Annotated in this window: 16 protein-coding genes; 7 read left to right on the top strand and 9 right to left on the bottom strand. The window is 58.1% G+C overall.

Annotated features, from left to right (window positions below; all coding sequences use genetic code 11):
* Positions 1–10: 10 nt before the first annotated feature.
* The 6 genes from ABLN94_RS07975 (at position 11) to ABLN94_RS07950 (ending at position 7065) form a co-directional block, all read left to right on the top strand.
* On the top strand, positions 11–2905 hold the full coding sequence (locus ABLN94_RS07975; protein ID WP_352991326.1) for a formate dehydrogenase subunit alpha: 2895 nt from the start codon (positions 11–13) through the stop codon (positions 2903–2905).
* Between the two features lie 11 nt (positions 2906–2916).
* Complete coding sequence (gene fdh3B / locus ABLN94_RS07970; protein ID WP_170487114.1) at positions 2917–3510, top strand: formate dehydrogenase FDH3 subunit beta; 594 nt, start codon at positions 2917–2919, stop codon at positions 3508–3510.
* Between the two features lie 73 nt (positions 3511–3583).
* The gene (locus ABLN94_RS07965; RefSeq protein WP_352991323.1) at positions 3584–4792 is read left to right on the top strand and encodes a formate dehydrogenase subunit gamma; all 1209 of its coding nucleotides are present in this window, start codon (positions 3584–3586) and stop codon (positions 4790–4792) included.
* Entirely contained in the window at positions 4793–6070 is a 1278-nt protein-coding gene (locus ABLN94_RS07960; protein WP_352991321.1) for a c-type cytochrome, read from the top strand.
* Positions 6067–6192, top strand: coding sequence for a hypothetical protein (locus ABLN94_RS07955; protein ID WP_280636837.1), 126 nt, complete (start codon positions 6067–6069; stop codon positions 6190–6192). The genes ABLN94_RS07960 and ABLN94_RS07955 overlap by 4 nt, the downstream gene beginning before the upstream one ends.
* On the top strand, positions 6193–7065 hold the full coding sequence (locus ABLN94_RS07950) for a helix-turn-helix transcriptional regulator (protein ID WP_352991318.1): 873 nt from the start codon (positions 6193–6195) through the stop codon (positions 7063–7065). It abuts the gene before it with no gap.
* A gap of 4 nt (positions 7066–7069) precedes the next feature.
* Here the strand turns inward: ABLN94_RS07950 and ABLN94_RS07945 are convergent, their stop codons facing one another.
* The 9 genes from ABLN94_RS07945 to ABLN94_RS07905 all read right to left on the bottom strand — a co-directional run bounded on the left by ABLN94_RS07945 (position 7070) and on the right by ABLN94_RS07905 (position 15958).
* Entirely contained in the window at positions 7070–7885 is an 816-nt protein-coding gene (locus ABLN94_RS07945; protein ID WP_352991316.1) for a substrate-binding domain-containing protein, read from the bottom strand.
* 18 nt (positions 7886–7903) lie between these two features.
* Complete coding sequence (locus tag ABLN94_RS07940) at positions 7904–8638, bottom strand: ATP-binding cassette domain-containing protein (RefSeq protein ID WP_352991314.1); 735 nt, start codon at positions 8636–8638, stop codon at positions 7904–7906.
* Entirely contained in the window at positions 8631–9344 is a 714-nt protein-coding gene (locus tag ABLN94_RS07935) for an ABC transporter permease (RefSeq protein WP_352991311.1), read from the bottom strand. The genes ABLN94_RS07940 and ABLN94_RS07935 overlap by 8 nt, the downstream gene beginning before the upstream one ends.
* A 153-nt stretch (positions 9345–9497) precedes the next feature.
* A complete protein-coding gene (locus tag ABLN94_RS07930) occupies positions 9498–10487 on the bottom strand; it encodes an ABC transporter substrate-binding protein (protein WP_352991309.1) in 990 nt (329 codons plus the stop codon).
* A gap of 56 nt (positions 10488–10543) precedes the next feature.
* Positions 10544–11389, bottom strand: coding sequence for an ABC transporter permease (locus ABLN94_RS07925; protein WP_352991306.1), 846 nt, complete (start codon positions 11387–11389; stop codon positions 10544–10546).
* Positions 11386–12315 carry an ABC transporter permease gene (locus tag ABLN94_RS07920; RefSeq protein ID WP_352991303.1) on the bottom strand — a complete coding sequence of 310 codons (930 nt, stop codon included), beginning with the start codon at positions 12313–12315 and terminating at the stop codon, positions 11386–11388. The genes ABLN94_RS07925 and ABLN94_RS07920 overlap by 4 nt, the downstream gene beginning before the upstream one ends.
* Positions 12308–13105, bottom strand: a complete 798-nt coding sequence (locus ABLN94_RS07915; protein WP_352991300.1) for an ABC transporter ATP-binding protein — start codon at positions 13103–13105, stop codon at positions 12308–12310. Before ABLN94_RS07915 ends, ABLN94_RS07920 begins: the two co-directional genes overlap by 8 nt.
* Before the next feature lie 55 nt (positions 13106–13160).
* Positions 13161–14615, bottom strand: a complete 1455-nt coding sequence (gene hydA / locus ABLN94_RS07910; protein ID WP_352991298.1) for a dihydropyrimidinase — start codon at positions 14613–14615, stop codon at positions 13161–13163.
* Between the two features lie 92 nt (positions 14616–14707).
* Positions 14708–15958, bottom strand: coding sequence for a Zn-dependent hydrolase (locus tag ABLN94_RS07905; RefSeq protein WP_352991295.1), 1251 nt, complete (start codon positions 15956–15958; stop codon positions 14708–14710).
* Positions 15959–16129: 171 nt separating this feature from the next.
* Here ABLN94_RS07905 and ABLN94_RS07900 point away from each other — a divergent pair, with 171 nt between their 5' ends.
* Positions 16130–16738: a TetR family transcriptional regulator C-terminal domain-containing protein gene (locus ABLN94_RS07900; RefSeq protein ID WP_352991292.1), complete on the top strand. Its 609-nt coding sequence runs from the start codon at positions 16130–16132 to the stop codon at positions 16736–16738.
* Positions 16739–16767: the final 29 nt, after the last annotated feature.

Raw genomic sequence — 16767 nt, 5'->3', positions numbered from 1 at the left:
GAGGAAACCAATGCTAAGGAAAAAGACCAACGGGGTTGCGAGACGCCCCCAGCGGACAAGTATCCTGTCCCAGATCGGCGAGAAAACCGTCGATCGCCGCGCATTCCTGCGTGGCTCGGGCCTGACGATCGGCGGCCTCGCCGCGATCAGCGCCACGGGTGGAACCGTGACGCCAGCCAGCGCCCAAACAGCGGCCAACACCGCCGTCGAAAACATCAAATCCGTATGCACCCACTGTTCGGTCGGCTGTACCGTTGTCGCCGAAGTGCAGAACGGCGTCTGGATCGGGCAGGAACCCGGTTGGGACAGCCCGTTCAATCTGGGTGCACACTGCGCCAAGGGGGCCTCGGTTCGCGAGCACGCCCATGGCGAACGCCGCCTCAAGTATCCGATGAAAAAGGAAGGTGGCGAGTGGAAGCGCATCAGCTGGGAAGAGGCGATCAACGAGATCGGCGACGGCATGATGAGCATCCGCGAGGAATCCGGGCCAGACAGCGTGTACTGGCTGGGCTCGGCGAAGCACAATAACGAACAGGCCTATCTGTTCCGCAAGTTCGCCGCCTACTGGGGTACGAACAACGTGGACCATCAGGCCCGTATCTGCCACTCAACCACTGTTGCGGGTGTTGCGAATACATGGGGCTACGGCGCCATGACCAATTCGTACAACGACATCCATAACTCTCGGGCCATCTTCATCATCGGCGGCAACCCGGCCGAGGCGCACCCCGTCTCGTTGTTGCACGTTCTGCGCGCGAAAGAGCAGAACAACGCCCCATTGATCGTCTGCGACCCGCGCTTTACGCGTACCGCGGCGCATGCGGATGAATATGTCCGGTTCCGTCCAGGTACAGACGTTGCGCTTGTCTGGGGTATTCTGTGGCACATCTTCGACAACGGTTGGGAGGACAAAGAGTTCATCCGCACCCGCGTCTGGGGTATGGACCAGATTCGGGATGAAGTCCGGAAATGGAACCCTGATGAGGTTGAACGCGTCACCGGCACGCCCGGATCGCAACTGCGCCGCGTTGCGCGGACCATGGCCAACAACCGTCCTGGTACGGTGATCTGGTGTATGGGCGGCACACAGCACACCAATGGTAACAACAACACCCGTGCTTACTGCGTGCTTCAGCTTGCCTTGGGCAACATGGGCACCTCGGGTGGAGGCACCAACATCTTCCGCGGCCATGACAACGTGCAGGGCGCGACGGACCTTGGTGTTCTGTCCCACACCCTGCCCGGCTACTATGGCCTGTCCAAAGGGGCATGGGGCCACTGGGGCCGTGTCTGGGGCGAAGATTCCGAATGGCTCGCAGGCCAGTTCGCCACGATCAAGGACAAGGACGGCAAGGACAAGTCGCTGCAGAACGAGCGGGGCATCCCGGTCTCGCGCTGGATCGACGGTGTTTTGGAAGACCCGGCCAACATGGATCAGGACAACAACGTCCGCGCCATGGTTCTGTGGGGTCACGCTCCGAACTCGCAAACGCGGGGACCGGAGATGAAGACGGCGATGGAAAAGCTGGACATGCTGGTCGTGATCGACCCGTATCCCACCGTTTCCGCCGTTCTGCATGACCGCACTGATGGCGTCTACTTGTTGCCCGCCTGTACGCAGTTCGAAACCCGTGGCTCGGTCACGGCATCGAACCGGTCGCTACAGTGGCGTGACAAAGTGGTTGAGCCGCTGTTCGAAAGCTTGCCGGACGAGGTCATCATGGCCAAGTTCGCCAACAAGTTCGGCTGGGCGGATCGGTTCTTCCGCAATATCGAAATGGAAGATCCCGAAACCCCGAATGTTGAAAGCATCACACGTGAGTTCAACAGAGGGCTCTGGACCATCGGGTATACCGGGCAATCGCCCGAGCGCCTTAAGAGTCATATGGCCAATCAGCACACGTTCGACAGAACCACGTTGCAAGCCATTGGTGGACCGAACGACGGCGAGTACTATGGTTTGCCGTGGCCCTGCTGGGGAACGCCGGAGATGGGTCATACGGGGACGCCAAACCTTTATGACATGTCCAAACCGGTGGCCGAAGGCGGCCTGACCTTCCGCGCCCGTTTCGGTGTTGAACGCGATGGCGACAACCTGCTGGCTGAAGGAGTCTATAGCGCTGGATCGGAAATTCAGGATGGATATCCTGAATTCACGATGCAGATGCTGATGGACCTTGGCTGGGATGGTGACCTGACGCCCGAGGAACGCGCGGCTATCGACGCCGTTGCGGGTCCAAAGACCAACTGGAAAACCGACCTTTCGGGCGGCATCCAGCGAGTCGCGATCGAGCATGGGTGTGCGCCCTTCGGGAACGCCAAAGCCCGCGCGGTCGTCTGGACCTTCCCGGATCCGATCCCACTGCACCGCGAGCCGCTCTATACGAACCGACGCGATCTGGTGGAGGACTATCCGACTTACGAAGACCGTCAGGCCTATCGCCTGCCCACCCTTTATGCTTCGATCCAGAAGAACGACTTTTCAAAGGATTACCCGATAATCCTCACGTCGGGTCGTCTGGTCGAATATGAAGGCGGCGGCGAGGAAACCCGGTCGAACCCGTGGCTAGCCGAGCTGCAACAGGACATGTTCGTCGAGATCAACCCACGCGATGCCAACAACCTTGGTATTCGCGACGGGCAACAGGTCTGGGTCGAAGGTCCAGAAGGCGGCAAGGTCAAGGTGATGGCGATGCTGACCAACAGGGTCGGTGCCGGCGTGGCCTTCATGCCATTCCACTTCGGCGGCCATTACCAAGGGAAGGATTTGCGGGACAAATACCCCGCAGGTGCTGATCCCTATGTGCTGGGTGAAAGTTCCAACACCGCCCAGACCTATGGCTACGATTCAGTGACCCAGATGCAGGAGACCAAAGCGACTCTCTGCAAGATCTCGGCAGCGTAAGGAGGACGATAATGGCTAGAGCAAAGTTTCTCTGCGACGCTGAACGCTGCATCGAGTGCAACGCCTGCGTCACCGCGTGCAAGAACGAGCACGAGGTACCATGGGGCATCAACCGCCGTAGGGTGGTGACGATCAATGATGGGGACCCGGGTGAACGCTCGATCTCGGTGGCCTGTATGCATTGCTCTGATGCGCCCTGCATGGCGGTGTGCCCGGTCGACTGCTTCTATCAAAACGAAGAAGGGGTTGTCCTGCACTCTAAAGACCTGTGCATCGGGTGCGGCTATTGCTTCTACGCGTGCCCCTTCGGCGCGCCGCAATACCCGCAGGCCGGCAACTTCGGATCACGCGGCAAGATGGACAAGTGTACTTTCTGCGCTGGTGGTCCCGAAGAAACGCACTCGACCGCAGAGTTCGCCAAATATGGTCGCAACCGGATCGCCGAGGGCAAATTACCCCTCTGCGCCGAGATGTGCTCCACCAAGGCCCTACTTGCCGGAGACGGCGACGTGGTCTCGGCCATTTACCGCGAGCGCGTCGTCGCGCGCGGATTTGGCTCGGGCGCATGGGGTTGGGGCACGGCCTACGACCAGAAAGACGGCTAAGACCGCTTTCATGAACCAAACAGGCGACCCGCATCCGTGGGTCGCCTGATCAGGGATTTTGACCGAGGTTCAGATGTTCCGCTTATTCATTGCATTTCTGTTCGCCTTAGGTTTGGCCAACGCTGTCGCAGCCCAGACAAACGACGCCGAACCTGCACCTACGACCGATGAACGCGCTCAAACAGGAGGAGCGACGACGCTTGAGGACATTCTCGCCCGGCAACGCGGGGAAAAGGTGGACAACAGCTATCGCTCGGAAAACACCGGACAGGGCAACGCCGAAGGTCTTCTGGGCCAGTTAGGGACGCGCGGTGTTGCCTCTGACAGCGATGTTTATCGCGCCATTAGATACGGTTCGGCAAACACGACCGTTTCAGCCAAAGGACCAGCCGCGGGTGTTTTGATCCAAGATGGTGGCATGTGGTGGCTGAACTTCCGCACAGGGCCGCTGCGCGAATACGGCACGTATATCTTGGGCGGGATGACTGCCATCATCGTCCTGTTTTTCCTGATCCGCGGAAAAATCCGCATCGACGGAGAGAAAACCGGTCGAACCGTGACCAGATTTAACGGCTTCGAGCGCTTCGGCCATTGGCTTTTCGCAGGCTCCTTCCTCGTGCTCGGGATAACGGGGCTGCTAACTCTTTATGGCCGTGATTTCCTGATCCCGGTTTTCGGAAAAGAGGGCTTTGCGACCATCGCACAGGGGTGCAAATGGCTGCATAACAACCTCGCATGGTCCTTCATGCTGGGGCTGATCATCGTCACTGTGAACTGGATTGCTCACAATATCCCCAACCGCACCGACCTGAAATGGCTGGCCGCCGGAGGAGGTTTGTTCACCAAGGGCAGCCACCCGCCCGCCAAGAAGTTCAACGCGGGCCAAAAAGTTATCTTCTGGGCCTGCATCCTGCTAGGCGTTTCGATCAGCCTGTCGGGCCTGTCTTTGCTGTTCCCTTTCGAACTACCGATGTTCGCCAAAACGTTCGAGGTCGCCAATTCCACAGGCATTCCTCAGATGCTGGGCCTGAACTTGCCAACGCAGATGTCTCCGCAAGAAGAGATGCAATACGCACAAGTCTGGCACGTGATGGTCGCCTATGTGTTTATCGCCATCATCATCGCGCATATCTACCTCGGCTCGGTCGGAATGGAAGGCGCCTTCGATGCGATGGGCACCGGCGAGGTCGAAGAGCAATGGGCGCGTGAGCATCACTCGCTATGGCTTGAAGAAGTTCAGGAAAAAGAGGCCGAAAAGGCAGCGGCCTCCCCTGCGGAATAGATGCGGGGGCTGGTCCTGGCCCTGGCGTTGGTTCCCCTACCCGCCATGGCCGAGTTCTTCACGCTTAAGGGTCACGGTGGGCCGATCATGGGGATCGCCACTTCGCCGGACGGGCGGATCGCCACGGCCAGTTTCGACAATTCAGTCGGCCTGTGGTCGGACCGCAGGCCAGAGTGGCTCGAAGGGCACGAAGCCGCCGTTAATTCCGTAGCATTCAACGGCCGCGCGATTTATTCGGCCGGAGATGATTTCACTTTGCGCCGCTGGCCAGGAGGAGAAATCGTCGGCCAGCATAAAGGAAAGATTGTGGGGCTGGCGGCCTCGAAAACCCATGTAGCGACCGCCAGTTGGGACGGCACTATCGGGATTTGGCCCGAAGATGGTTCGGATCCGCGAACGCTGACTGTGGGCAGCGGTGTGAATGCCGTTACATTTTCACCGGATGGCTCAAAGCTTTATTCCGCTGGAATGGACGGAACGCTGCGGGTGTGGGATGTGGCCAGTGGACAGGAAACCCAGCGTCTGATCGAGCATGGGTTCGGGATCAACGAGCTTGTTCTAAACACCCAAGACAACTGGATTGCCTATGGTGCGGTAGATGGAGTGACGCGCATTCTGGACTTGAGTACCGGCGAGGAACGCGACTTCACCCTCGACCGCCGTCCTATTCTGGCGCTGGCACTAAGCCCGGACCGCAGCATTTTGGCGGTCGGCGATGGTGAGGGCTACATCATGATCGTCGATACGCAGGAATGGCGTATAGCGCAGGATTTCCGTGCCACTTTGCGCGGGCCGGTCTGGGCGCTGGCCTTTTCAACGGACGGCCAGAACCTCCATGCGGGCGGCATTGACGAGGCGATGTACAGTTGGCCTATCTCGGCTCTCGGCGATCAGGAACAGATGGCCGCAGCTGAACCCAGCTTTCTGAAGAACCCAGACGACATGAGCAACGGCGAACGCCAATTTGCCCGCAAATGCTCGATCTGTCACAGCCTGACACCTGATGGGGAAAGGCGTGCGGGGCCAACCTTGCATGGAGTCTTTGGCCGCAAAGCTGGAACGCTGCCGGGATATTTCTACTCGGATACACTGCAAGACTCTGATATCATTTGGAATGACGAAACGATAAATGCCCTTTTCGACGAGGGGCCAGACCACTACATTCCGGGATCAAAGATGCCGATGCAGCGGATTACACAGACGCAGGACCGTGACGATTTGATCGCCTTTCTGCGCCGCGCAACAGCACCTGGGAACGCAACCGGAGGAGACCAATGAAAGCCTTTCTAGCCGCTGTGGCCGCAATGGTCGTGATTACTGTCGCAGCCCCCTTTGCGTTGCAACAGATCGGGTTCAGCGCGGCTGATGCAGGGTCCGGTTCAGCGGTACGCCTAGACTGAATGTCCGAATACCTGACCACCAAAGAGCTGGCCGACCTGCTGCGCATTGGCGAGCGGAAAGCCTATGACCTAGCCTCATCTGGTGAAGTCCCATGCGTGCGCGCCATGGGAAAGCTTCTGTTTCCCCGTGCCGAAGTTATCGCTTGGCTCAATGCCTCACGCTCGGGGCCGCAGGTCGCCGAACCACCCCTACCCCCAATCGTTGCCGGCAGCCACGACCCTTTGCTGGACTGGGCGCTGCGCGAAAGTGGTTCGGGATTGGCAACTTATTATGACGGCTCATTTGACGGGCTGAACCGTCTGAAAGATCGCAGTGCTCAGGCCGCCGCCCTGCACATTCACGAAGAAGACGGTTTCAACGTGCGCGCCTTGCACGACCACTTAGGCGAGGCCCCGGTGGTCCTGTACGAGATCGCGCAAAGGCAACGCGGGCTGCTACTGGCACCCGAAACTACTGGCATCGCAGGATTTTCCGACCTGAAAGGACGGCGCGTCATTCTGCGTCAGGACAGCGCTGCTAGCCAACGCCTGTTCGATACTCAGCTAGAAGCCCACGGTTTGACACGCGACGATCTGGATACCCTGCCCACCTGCGCCCGCACCGAAGAGGAACTGGCCATTGCTCTGCACGACAGCAAAGCCGAGGCCGGGTTCGGGCTGGGCGCCTTGGCTGGGCTATACGATCTGGGGTTTGCTCCAACCCATTCCGAACGTCTGGATCTTGCCATCTGGCGCCGTGCCTATTTCGATGACCCCATGCTGAAACTGCTCAGCTTTGTGCAATCAGAGCGTTTCAGCACCCGCGCCACCGAATTTGGTGGTTATGACCTGTCCGGTCTGGGCACAATCCACCATAATGGCGCGAGTGGTTGACACGTTATTTGGCGTTCGGAAAGAACAATTGCTGACCATCCAGCTTGTAGGACGCAATCGCCGCCTGCCCGTCAGGACCTGTGAGCCAATCGATGAACCTCTGCCCGGCAGCGGCACGCACACGTGGATGTTTCTCAGGGTTAACTAGAATAACACCGTACTGGTTGAACAAACGCGGATCACCTTCGACCAAAACCTCCAGGTTTCCTTTATTCCCAAAGGACTGCCACGTAGCACGATCCGTTAGCGCATAGGCTCCCATCCCGCTGGCAACATTCAGCGTTGCCCCCATGCCCGAGCCGGTTTCGCGATACCAGGTCCCCGATGCCCCGGTCGGATCAGTATCCGCCGCAACCCACAAGCGCAGTTCTGCTTTGTGAGTACCACTGTCATCTCCGCGCGAGGCAAAGGGGGCCTCTGCCTCGGCTACAGCAGCTAGAGCCACCACCACATCTAGGCCACCCTTGACCTTTGCCGGATCGGATTTTGGCCCGACCAACACAAAATCATTGTACATGACGTCAAGCCGCTCAATGCCCCAACCGTCGGCCACGAATTGCTCCTCGGCCGGTTTGGCGTGTACCAGCAGCACGTCTCCATCCCCGTTAATCGCGTTTCGGATTGCCTGCCCTGTACCAACGGCGACCACGCGCACGTCAATACCTGTTTCGGCCTCAAACCAGGGTAAAATGTAATCCAGCAGTCCCGAATTCTGGGTCGAAGTCGTCGACTGCACCACGATGAATGATTCTTCGGCATTGGCCGCCCCTGCCGACAGACCAACAGCTATCAAGGCTGCCCGAACGATATTCCGGATCATTTAGATCTCCATTTTTGATTAAGTGACCAGCCCACCTGCCAGATATCGGCGCGCGGCGTCGCTTTCAGGGGCATCCAGTACCTGTTTGGCGGCCCCGTGTTCAACCACATGACCGCCCTGCATCATCACGATATCGGCGGCCAACCGCCGAGCCTGTCCGATGTCATGTGTCACCATGACGATACGCACACTTCGGCTCGAGGCGCGCAGGATCATCCGTTCGATCATCTGTGTGGCGCTGGGATCCAGCGCGCTGGTAGGCTCGTCCAGAAACAGCGTCTCGGGATCCAGTGCGAGGGCGCGCAGGATAGCTAACCGTTGCGCTTCACCCCCTGACAGCGAGCGTGCTGACTGTCGGGCTTTGCCATCCAGCCCACCCTCAGCCAGCAACTCGTCGATGCGGGATTTCCGTAGACTTCGGGAAAGACCTTGTCGCTTCAGGACGAAGTCCAAATTGGCCGCAACTGACCGGCGTAACAGCACGGGTTGTTGAAACACCATCCCTTGCCGCGCCTTGTGGTCGGCATTCAGAACCACGCCATCCTGCCTGACTTGACCACGATCCGGCACAATCAGCCCATGCAAGCAGCGCAACAGCAGGCTTTTACCCGAACCGTTCGGCCCAAGGATCAAGGTTGGCCCGAGCCCGTCTAGCGAAAGTTGCGGCACATCCAGCAATACCTTGCCCTTGCGGGAGATCCGCACCCCATCCACCGACAGGCAACTCGCCATTTCCGAGACCAGGTCACGCATGGCGCAGCCCCTCCTGCTCGGCGCGCAAGCTGAGTGTGCTGACCATAGCGTTGACGGCCACCGCGATGCCGATCAGGATTGCCCCAAGCGCCAGGGCCAACGCCAGATTACCCTTGGAAGTCTCAAGCGCGATGGTCGTTGTCATCACCCGCGTTACATGGTTGATGTTACCGCCCACGATGATGACCGCCCCTACTTCGGCAATGGCACGTCCAAACCCGGCCAGCAGCGCGGTCACCAGCGCCAGCCTTGCATCCCATAACAACACCGGCACCGAGGCCAGTCGCGACACGCCCAGAGAGCGGAGCTGCTCTGAGTATTCCTCAGCCAACATCTCGACCACTTGCCGTGTCAGAGCCGCAACTATGGGTGTAACCAGAACCACTTGCGCGATGATCATGGCGGTCGGCGTGTAGAGCAATTCCAGAACGCCCAGAGGCCCTGAACGCGACAACATCAGGTAGACCAACAAGCCAACTACAACTGGAGGCAACCCCATCAAGGCGTTCATCAAAACGATCAGCACCCGCCGTCCCAGAAAGCGGGCAACGGCCAAAGCGGCTCCAACCGGCATCCCGATCAGCGCAGAGATCAACACGGCAAAGACAGAAACTTTCAGGGATAACAGCACAATCGCCCACAGCTCTGCATCCCCATTCAGGATGAGAGAAAGTGCGGAACTGAATTCTGATGCAAATCCCTGCATTTTGTTCCATTATTTCTGCATGTCGTATGAAATGCGTCTAATTTCATAATAATACTAGAACATCTGAGCACCAAGTACAGACACGTTTCCGACATCTCCAAAAGAAAACGCGGCCCCGAATGGGACCGCGTTCAATCTCAGCTTGGAATGGGATCAGTTCAGGGCTGCATCCGTGATCTGATGGGTCCAAGCACCCTCAGGCTGCTTGGTGATCACCGGATCGGAGCCACCGGCCAGCAGTGTGCCTACAGTGCGCTCGAAATCCGCGGGATCCAGCGCGCCGTTCGAGCCGGCGGTCAGCTTGGCGATCTCACCCATCATGCGTTTCTGATGCTCTTCGGTCTGGGCACCGGTCGCATCGTTTTCCAGAACGATCTCGGCTGCTTCGTCCGGGTTTTCCTCGGCGTATTTCCAACCCTTCATCGAAGCACGGACGAACCGTTCCATCTTGTCGGCGAAGGCCGCATCGCTCAGATTCTCTTCCAGAACGTACAGACCGTCTTCCAGAGTGGCGACGCCCTGATCTTCGTACTTAAAGGTCACCAATTCATCGGGGCTGACGCCTGCATCAATGACCTGCCAGTATTCGTTATAGGTCATGGTGCTGATGCAATCGGCCTGACGCTGCAGCAGTGGGTCGACGTTAAAGCCCTGCTTCAACACCTCTACGCCACTTTCACTTTTGCCACCCGTGTCGATGCCCAGCTGGCTCATCCAGCTCATGAACGGGAATTCATTGCCGAAGAACCAGACACCCAGAGTGCGATTTTTCAGATCTTCAGGCGAAGAGATCCCGGCATCTTTCCAGCAGGTCAGCATCATGCCCGAGCTTTTGAACGGCTGCGCAATGTTTACCAGCGGCAGTCCCTTTTCACGCGCGGCCAATGCGGCGGGCATCCACTCAACCGTAACATCAGCACCACCACCTGCAATAACTTGCGTCGGCGCGATGTCCGGACCACCGGGCAGAATGGTTACGTCAAGCCCCTCTTCTTCGTAGAACCCTTTATCTTTGGCCACGTAGTAGCCTGCGAACTGCGCTTGCGTGACCCATTTCAACTGCAGTGTCACCTCGTCCGCCGCCAATGCAGCACTGGCTGCCAGACTAAAGGCGGCTATCGCCCCGCTTAGTAGCTTGTTCATCTTCATGTCTCCTAGTTGCTGTTATCGCCCCGTTTTCGAGGTCTGTTGAAGTCTTGTTATCCGCGTTGCGACGGGTGCCAGAAGGTCACCGCCTTTTCGATCATGGCGACCAGCCCGTAGAATGCCGTCCCGGCCAGTGCAGCTACGACGATCTCGGCCCAGACCATATCCAGCGAGAGTTGCCCGACGCTGGTCGAGATCCGGAACCCCATACCCAGGGTTGGCGAACCAAAGAACTCGGCCACGATAGCGCCGATCAGTGCCAGAGTGGTAGAAATCTTTAGCCCATTGAAAATAAACGGCATCGCGGCAGGCAGGCGCAGTTTCAGGAAGCTCTGCCAATAGGTCGCTGCATAGGTCTCCATCAGGTCGCGCTGCATGGCCGTGGCCTCTCGCAACCCAGCCACGGTGTTCACCAACATGGGAAAGAACACCATCACCACGACCACTGCCGCCTTGGAATGCCAGTCGAACCCGAACCACATTACCAGAATGGGGGCTGTACCCACGATTGGCAGTGCTGCGACGAAGTTTCCAACCGGCAGCAGGCCGAGGCGAAGGAAATCCCACCGGTCTACTGCAATTGCCATCAGAAAAGCTGACCCGCACCCGATGATATAGCCGCTCAGCGCCCCTTTGATGATGGTCTGCACGAAATCTGCCCACAAGACTGGCAGGCTATCGGCAAAACGCACCGCAATCACCGAAGGCGCAGGTAGAATGACCAGTGGGACATCAAGCCCCCGCACCACCAGTTCCCATATACCGATCACAGTCAGGCCAAAGATCAACGGCGCCAGCAACCGAACCATTCGCGTATCTGCATAGGGGCCACTGGCCAGGCGACTATTCAACCACCACCCCAATAGCCAAACGCCGATTGCACCGAGAACAGGAATCATAGCGCCATCCCCATCCGATTGAGAACCGTTCGCTCGATCAGCCCCAGCAGACCGACCAGGCAAGCTGCCAGAATGGCAGCCGCAAACAGGGCGGACCAGATTTGCACGGTCTGCCCATAGTAGCTGCCCGCCAGCAATCGCGCCCCCAAACCGGCGACAGCCCCGGTCGGCAATTCACCGACAATTGCTCCGACCAGCGAGGCTGCAATGCCGATCTTCAATGAGGTGAAAAGGTACGGCATAGACGCCGGCAGACGCAGCTTCCAGAACCCCTGAGACCGGCTGGCATTGTAGGTGCGCAGCAGGTCTAGCTGCATCGTGTCGGGGCTGCGCAACCCTTTGACCATGCCGACAACGACCGGGAAGAAACTCAGATAGGCCGAGATGATCGCCTTGGGAATGATCCCCTGAATGCCCACCGAATACAGCACCACGATAATCATCGGCGCCAGCGCAATGATCGGAATGGTCTGGCTAACGATGGCCCAAGGCATCACCGAAAGGTCCATAACCCTGCTATGTACGATCCCGACAGCCAGCAAAATTCCCAGCCCCGTACCAATCACAAAACCCAGCATCGTCGCACTCAGCGTCACCCAGCCATGATAAATCAGCGACCGTTTCGAGGTGATCTTCTTCTGAACCGTCGTCTCCCACATTTCGATGGCCACTTGATGCGGAGCTGGCAGACGGGGGCGATCCTGCTCCCACGTGGCCGGAATGGCGAAACTGTTGTTCAGCGCCAGCCCGAACTCGGACATTTCCCGCCGATCTTTGGCTGACGGAGGCTGCACCTCGGCACCTGCCCGTTCCTGTTCGGTTAAAACGCCTTTGATGTTCATTGGAACACATGCCGCGTACCAAAACGCAACAATGACCGCGAGAACGGCCAGAACGGCCCAAAATGCTTTAAGACTGTCATTCATCGTCCGCATGCCCCGCCCGCAGGCCTTCACGCACGCGATGGGCGACCTCAATGAATTCCGGCGTGTCGCGGATATCCAAGGGACGCTCCTTCGGCAGAGGACTATCAATCACATCCGTAATCCGCCCAGGTCGCGGGCTCATTACTACGATCTTAGTGCTGAGGTAGACCGCCTCGGGAATCGAGTGCGTCACGAAACCGATGGTTTTTTCCGTCCGTGCCCAAAGGGCCAGAAGTTGCTCGTTCAGGTGATCACGCACGATCTCATCCAAGGCACCAAAAGGTTCGTCCATCAGCAGAATGTCGGCATCGAATGCCAACGCCCGCGCGATGCTGGCCCGCTGCTGCATCCCGCCGGAGAGTTGCCATGGGAACTTCCCGCCAAACCCTTCAAGATCAACAAGTTCCAGAACCTTGTTCACCCGATCTTCCTGTTCGGCGGCCGAGTAGCCCATGATCTCTAGCGGCAATTTGATGTTCTTGGAAATTGTCCGCCACGGATACAGACCTGCTGCCTGAAACACATACCCATAAGCCCGGTTCCGCCGCGCCTCATCCGGGGTCATGCCGTTGACAGTCAATGCGCCGCCGGTCGGTGTTTCCAGTGCTGCGATACAACGCAGAAACGTCGTCTTGCCGCAGCCCGAGGGGCCAATGAAACTGACGAAATCGCCTTTGTTGATCGTCAGATTTACGTCTTTGAGGGCATGAACTGGCCCGTCATTGGTCTGGAAGGTGAGGTCGAGGTGCTTTGCCTCGACAACGGGCTGGGTCGTGCTTTCAGTATTCATTCCATTGCCTTGAAGAGATTTGGCTTTGGGCTGCCTTTTCGACAGCCCTCGCACATCAAACACCCGTCGCCGGGATCCCCGTCCGCTCAACCGGTCGCGGTGCTGTCAACTCCTTCCAGGTGCTCAGTGCTCGGTTCACGTGCCCATTCGGCTCACGCGCCACAAACTCGCCATGCCCTTCCTGAGTGCGAACCTCGCCGTCATGCACGGCCACATGTCCACGGGTCAGAGTAAAGCGCGGCAAGCCCTTTACCTCTTTGCCCTCGAACACATTGTAGTCGATCGCGGATTGCTGTGTATCTGCGCTGATCGTCTTGGTCTTTTCGGGATCCCAGACCACCAAATCGGCATCCGCGCCCACAAGTACCGCGCCCTTTTTTGGATAACAATTCAAAATCTTAGCGATATTAGTTGAAGTTACCGCAATGAACTCATTCATCGTCAAACGCCCTGTGTTCACCCCATGTGTCCACAGCATCGGCATCCGGTCTTCAAGCCCGCCGGTCCCGTTGGGAATTTTCGTAAAATCCCCCACGCCGTAACGTTTCTGCTCAGTCGTGAAGGCACAATGGTCGGTCGCCACAACACTCAGCGTGCCGGAATGCAGGCCGTTCCACAGGCTGTCCTGATGCTGCTTGTTCCGGAACGGAGGACTCATGACCCGACGCGCCGCGTGATCCCAATCCTTATGGAAATATTCGCTTTCATCCAACGTCAGGTGTTGGATCAAAGGTTCCCCCCACACCCGTTTGCCGTTCATCTTGGCCCGGCGAATGGCCTCATGCGCCTCTTCGCAGGACGTGTGCACCACATAAAGCGGCACACCGGCCATATCGGCGATCATGATGGCGCGATTAGTGGCCTCACCTTCCACCTGCGGCGGGCGCGAATAGGCATGCGCTTCGGGGCCTGTGTTGCCTTCGGCCATAAGCTTGGCCTGTAACTCGGCTACGACATCGCCGTTCTCTGCATGCACCATCGCGATGCCACCTAATTCGGCAAGACGCTTGAACGAGGCATACAGTTCATCGTCGTTCACCATCAGCGCGCCTTTGTAGGCCATGAAGTGCTTGAACGTGTTGATGCCGCGCGTTTCGATCACCGTCTTGATGTCGTCGAACACCTGCTCGCCCCACCATGTCACGGCCATATGGAACGAGTAGTCGCAATTCGCGCGGGTCGACTTGTTATCCCAGCGTTTCAGCGCATCCAGCAGGCCCTCGCCGGGGTTCGGCAGCGCAAAATCCACCACCATCGTGGTGCCACCTGCCAAGGCCGCCCGCGTCCCGCTTTCGAAATCATCACTGGAGTAGGTTCCCATGAACGGCATCTCCAGATGCGTATGCGGGTCGATCCCGCCCGGCATGACATAACAACCGGTTGCGTCCAGTTCCTTGTCACCTTTCAGGTCTATCCCGATTTCGGTGATCACGCCACCTTCAACCAACACATCCGCCTTATAGGAAAGATCGGCGGTCACGACGGTTCCGTTCTTGATAACAGTGCTCATTTTAATCTCCCTGATGCGGTCTGCGCCGCTTGCTTCATCTGGCTAAAAATATCCCGGGGGAGTCACCCTGTGGGCGACGGGGGCAGAGCCCCCTACTCAACGATCTCAGCCGTCTCGACGACCGCATGAAACAGAACATCCGCCCCGGCCGCAGCCCAATCCTTGCTGATCTCTTCTGCCTCGTTGTGGCTGAGCCCGTCCACACATGGACACATCACCATCGCGGTCGGTGCCACACGGTTGATCCAGCACGCGTCATGCCCCGCCCCTGAGATGATATCCCTGTGCGAATAACCCAACCGTTCGGCTGCATCGCGCACAGCCGCCACACAACCCGCGTCGAATTCTACCGGGTCAAAGCCGCCGACCTTCTCGAATTCAATCTGCAGACCCATCTCTTCGACGATGCTTTCAGCGGCCACGCGCAGGCGGTTCTCCATATCCGTGATCACATCCAAATCAGGTGAGCGGAAATCGACCGTGAACACCACCTTGCCCGGGATCACGTTGCGCGAGTTCGGATATACGTCGATGTGCCCTGCTGCTCCTACAGCATGCGGCGCGTGCGACCACGCGATCTCATCCACTTTCTCGAGAATGCGCGCCATCGCCAGACCAGCATTCTTGCGCATTGGCATCGGAGTCGACCCGGTATGCGCGTCCTTTCCGGTCACCGTGATTTGCGTCCAGCTCAGCCCCTGCCCGTGGGTGACCACGCCGATGTCCTTGCCCTCGGCCTCCAGGATCGGCCCTTGTTCGATATGCAATTCAAAGAAGGCATGCATCTTGCGGGCACCGACCTCTTCGTCGCCCCGCCAGCCGATACGTTGCAACTCGTCTCCGAACTTCTTTCCTTCGGCATCCTCACGATCGTAGGCCCAGTCCTGCGTGTGCATCCCCGCAAACACGCCCGAAGACAACATCGCCGGGGCGTAGCGTGTCCCCTCTTCATTGGTCCAGTTGGTCGCGACAATGGGGTGCTTGGTCTTGATCCCCAAATCGTTCAGGGTGCGGATAATTTCCAATCCTCCCAAAACGCCCAACACGCCATCATATTTGCCACCCGTAGGCTGCGTATCCAGATGAGACCCCACATAAACAGGCAGCGCCTCGGGGTCAGTGCCGTCGCGACGGGCAAACATATTGCCCATCTGGTCCAGCCCCATGGTGCAACCCGCGTCTTCACACCAATTTTGGAACAGTGCGCGCCCTTCAGCATCCTCATTCGTCAGCGTCTGCCGGTTGTTACCACCCGCGACGCCGGGGCCAATCTTGGCCATCTCCATCAGGCTGTCCCACAACCTGTCGCTGTTGACCCTGAGATTCTGCGCCGGAGCTGCCATCTTATTCTTCCCTATTGCTTGCGATTTGGCTCGCTTTTGGTGTCTTGATTTGACCATCTGGTCAAACTCACGCTATCACGGGTTCGACATCAGTCAAGAAATTGCATGGTGCCGCCGGATATTTCGGCATAATTGGCTCCCGCACGGCAAAAAAAGAGACACGCTGGAAACATGCCCAAGGACCGCGCTCCGACTCGAATTCAGAAAAAGAACCGTGCTGCGATTCTCGAAGCTGCGCTGAACGTGTTTTCCGCCCATGGTTTTCGCGGCGCAACTGTCGACCAAATCGCAACCGAAGCTGGGCTGAGCAAACCGAACTTGCTGTATTATTTCCCCTCGAAGGAAGCGATCCACGCTGCCCTTCTGTCTGGCTTGCTGGAGACATGGCTGGCCCCCTTGCACGATCTGGATGCCGATGGAGATCCGATGGAGGAAATTCTCTCCTACATCCGCCGAAAACTGCAAATGAGCCGGGAATTGCCCCGTGAAAGCCGATTGTTCGCCAATGAACTTGTTCAGGGGGCGCCCCGCATTCACGAGGCATTGTCGAATGACCTGAAGGCCCTGGTAGACGAAAAGTCGGTAATCCTGACCGAATGGATGGATCAGGGTAAAATTGCCCGGCTGCACCCGTCCCACCTGATCTTTTCGATATGGGCGCTGACACAACACTACGCCGACTTTGATGTTCAGGTTCGTGCAATACTGGGCGATGAAGACCCATTTGAAGGTGCGGAACCGTTTATCGACACGCTCTATCGCAAACTACTGACGCCATGAAAAAGGGGCCGTCCACCGGCCCCCCCCTG

The organism is Ruegeria sp. SCP11 (assembly GCF_040329455.1).
Taxonomy (GTDB): Bacteria; Pseudomonadota; Alphaproteobacteria; order Rhodobacterales; family Rhodobacteraceae; genus Ruegeria; species Ruegeria atlantica_E.
This window is presented reverse-complemented; position numbering and strand designations above follow the sequence as displayed.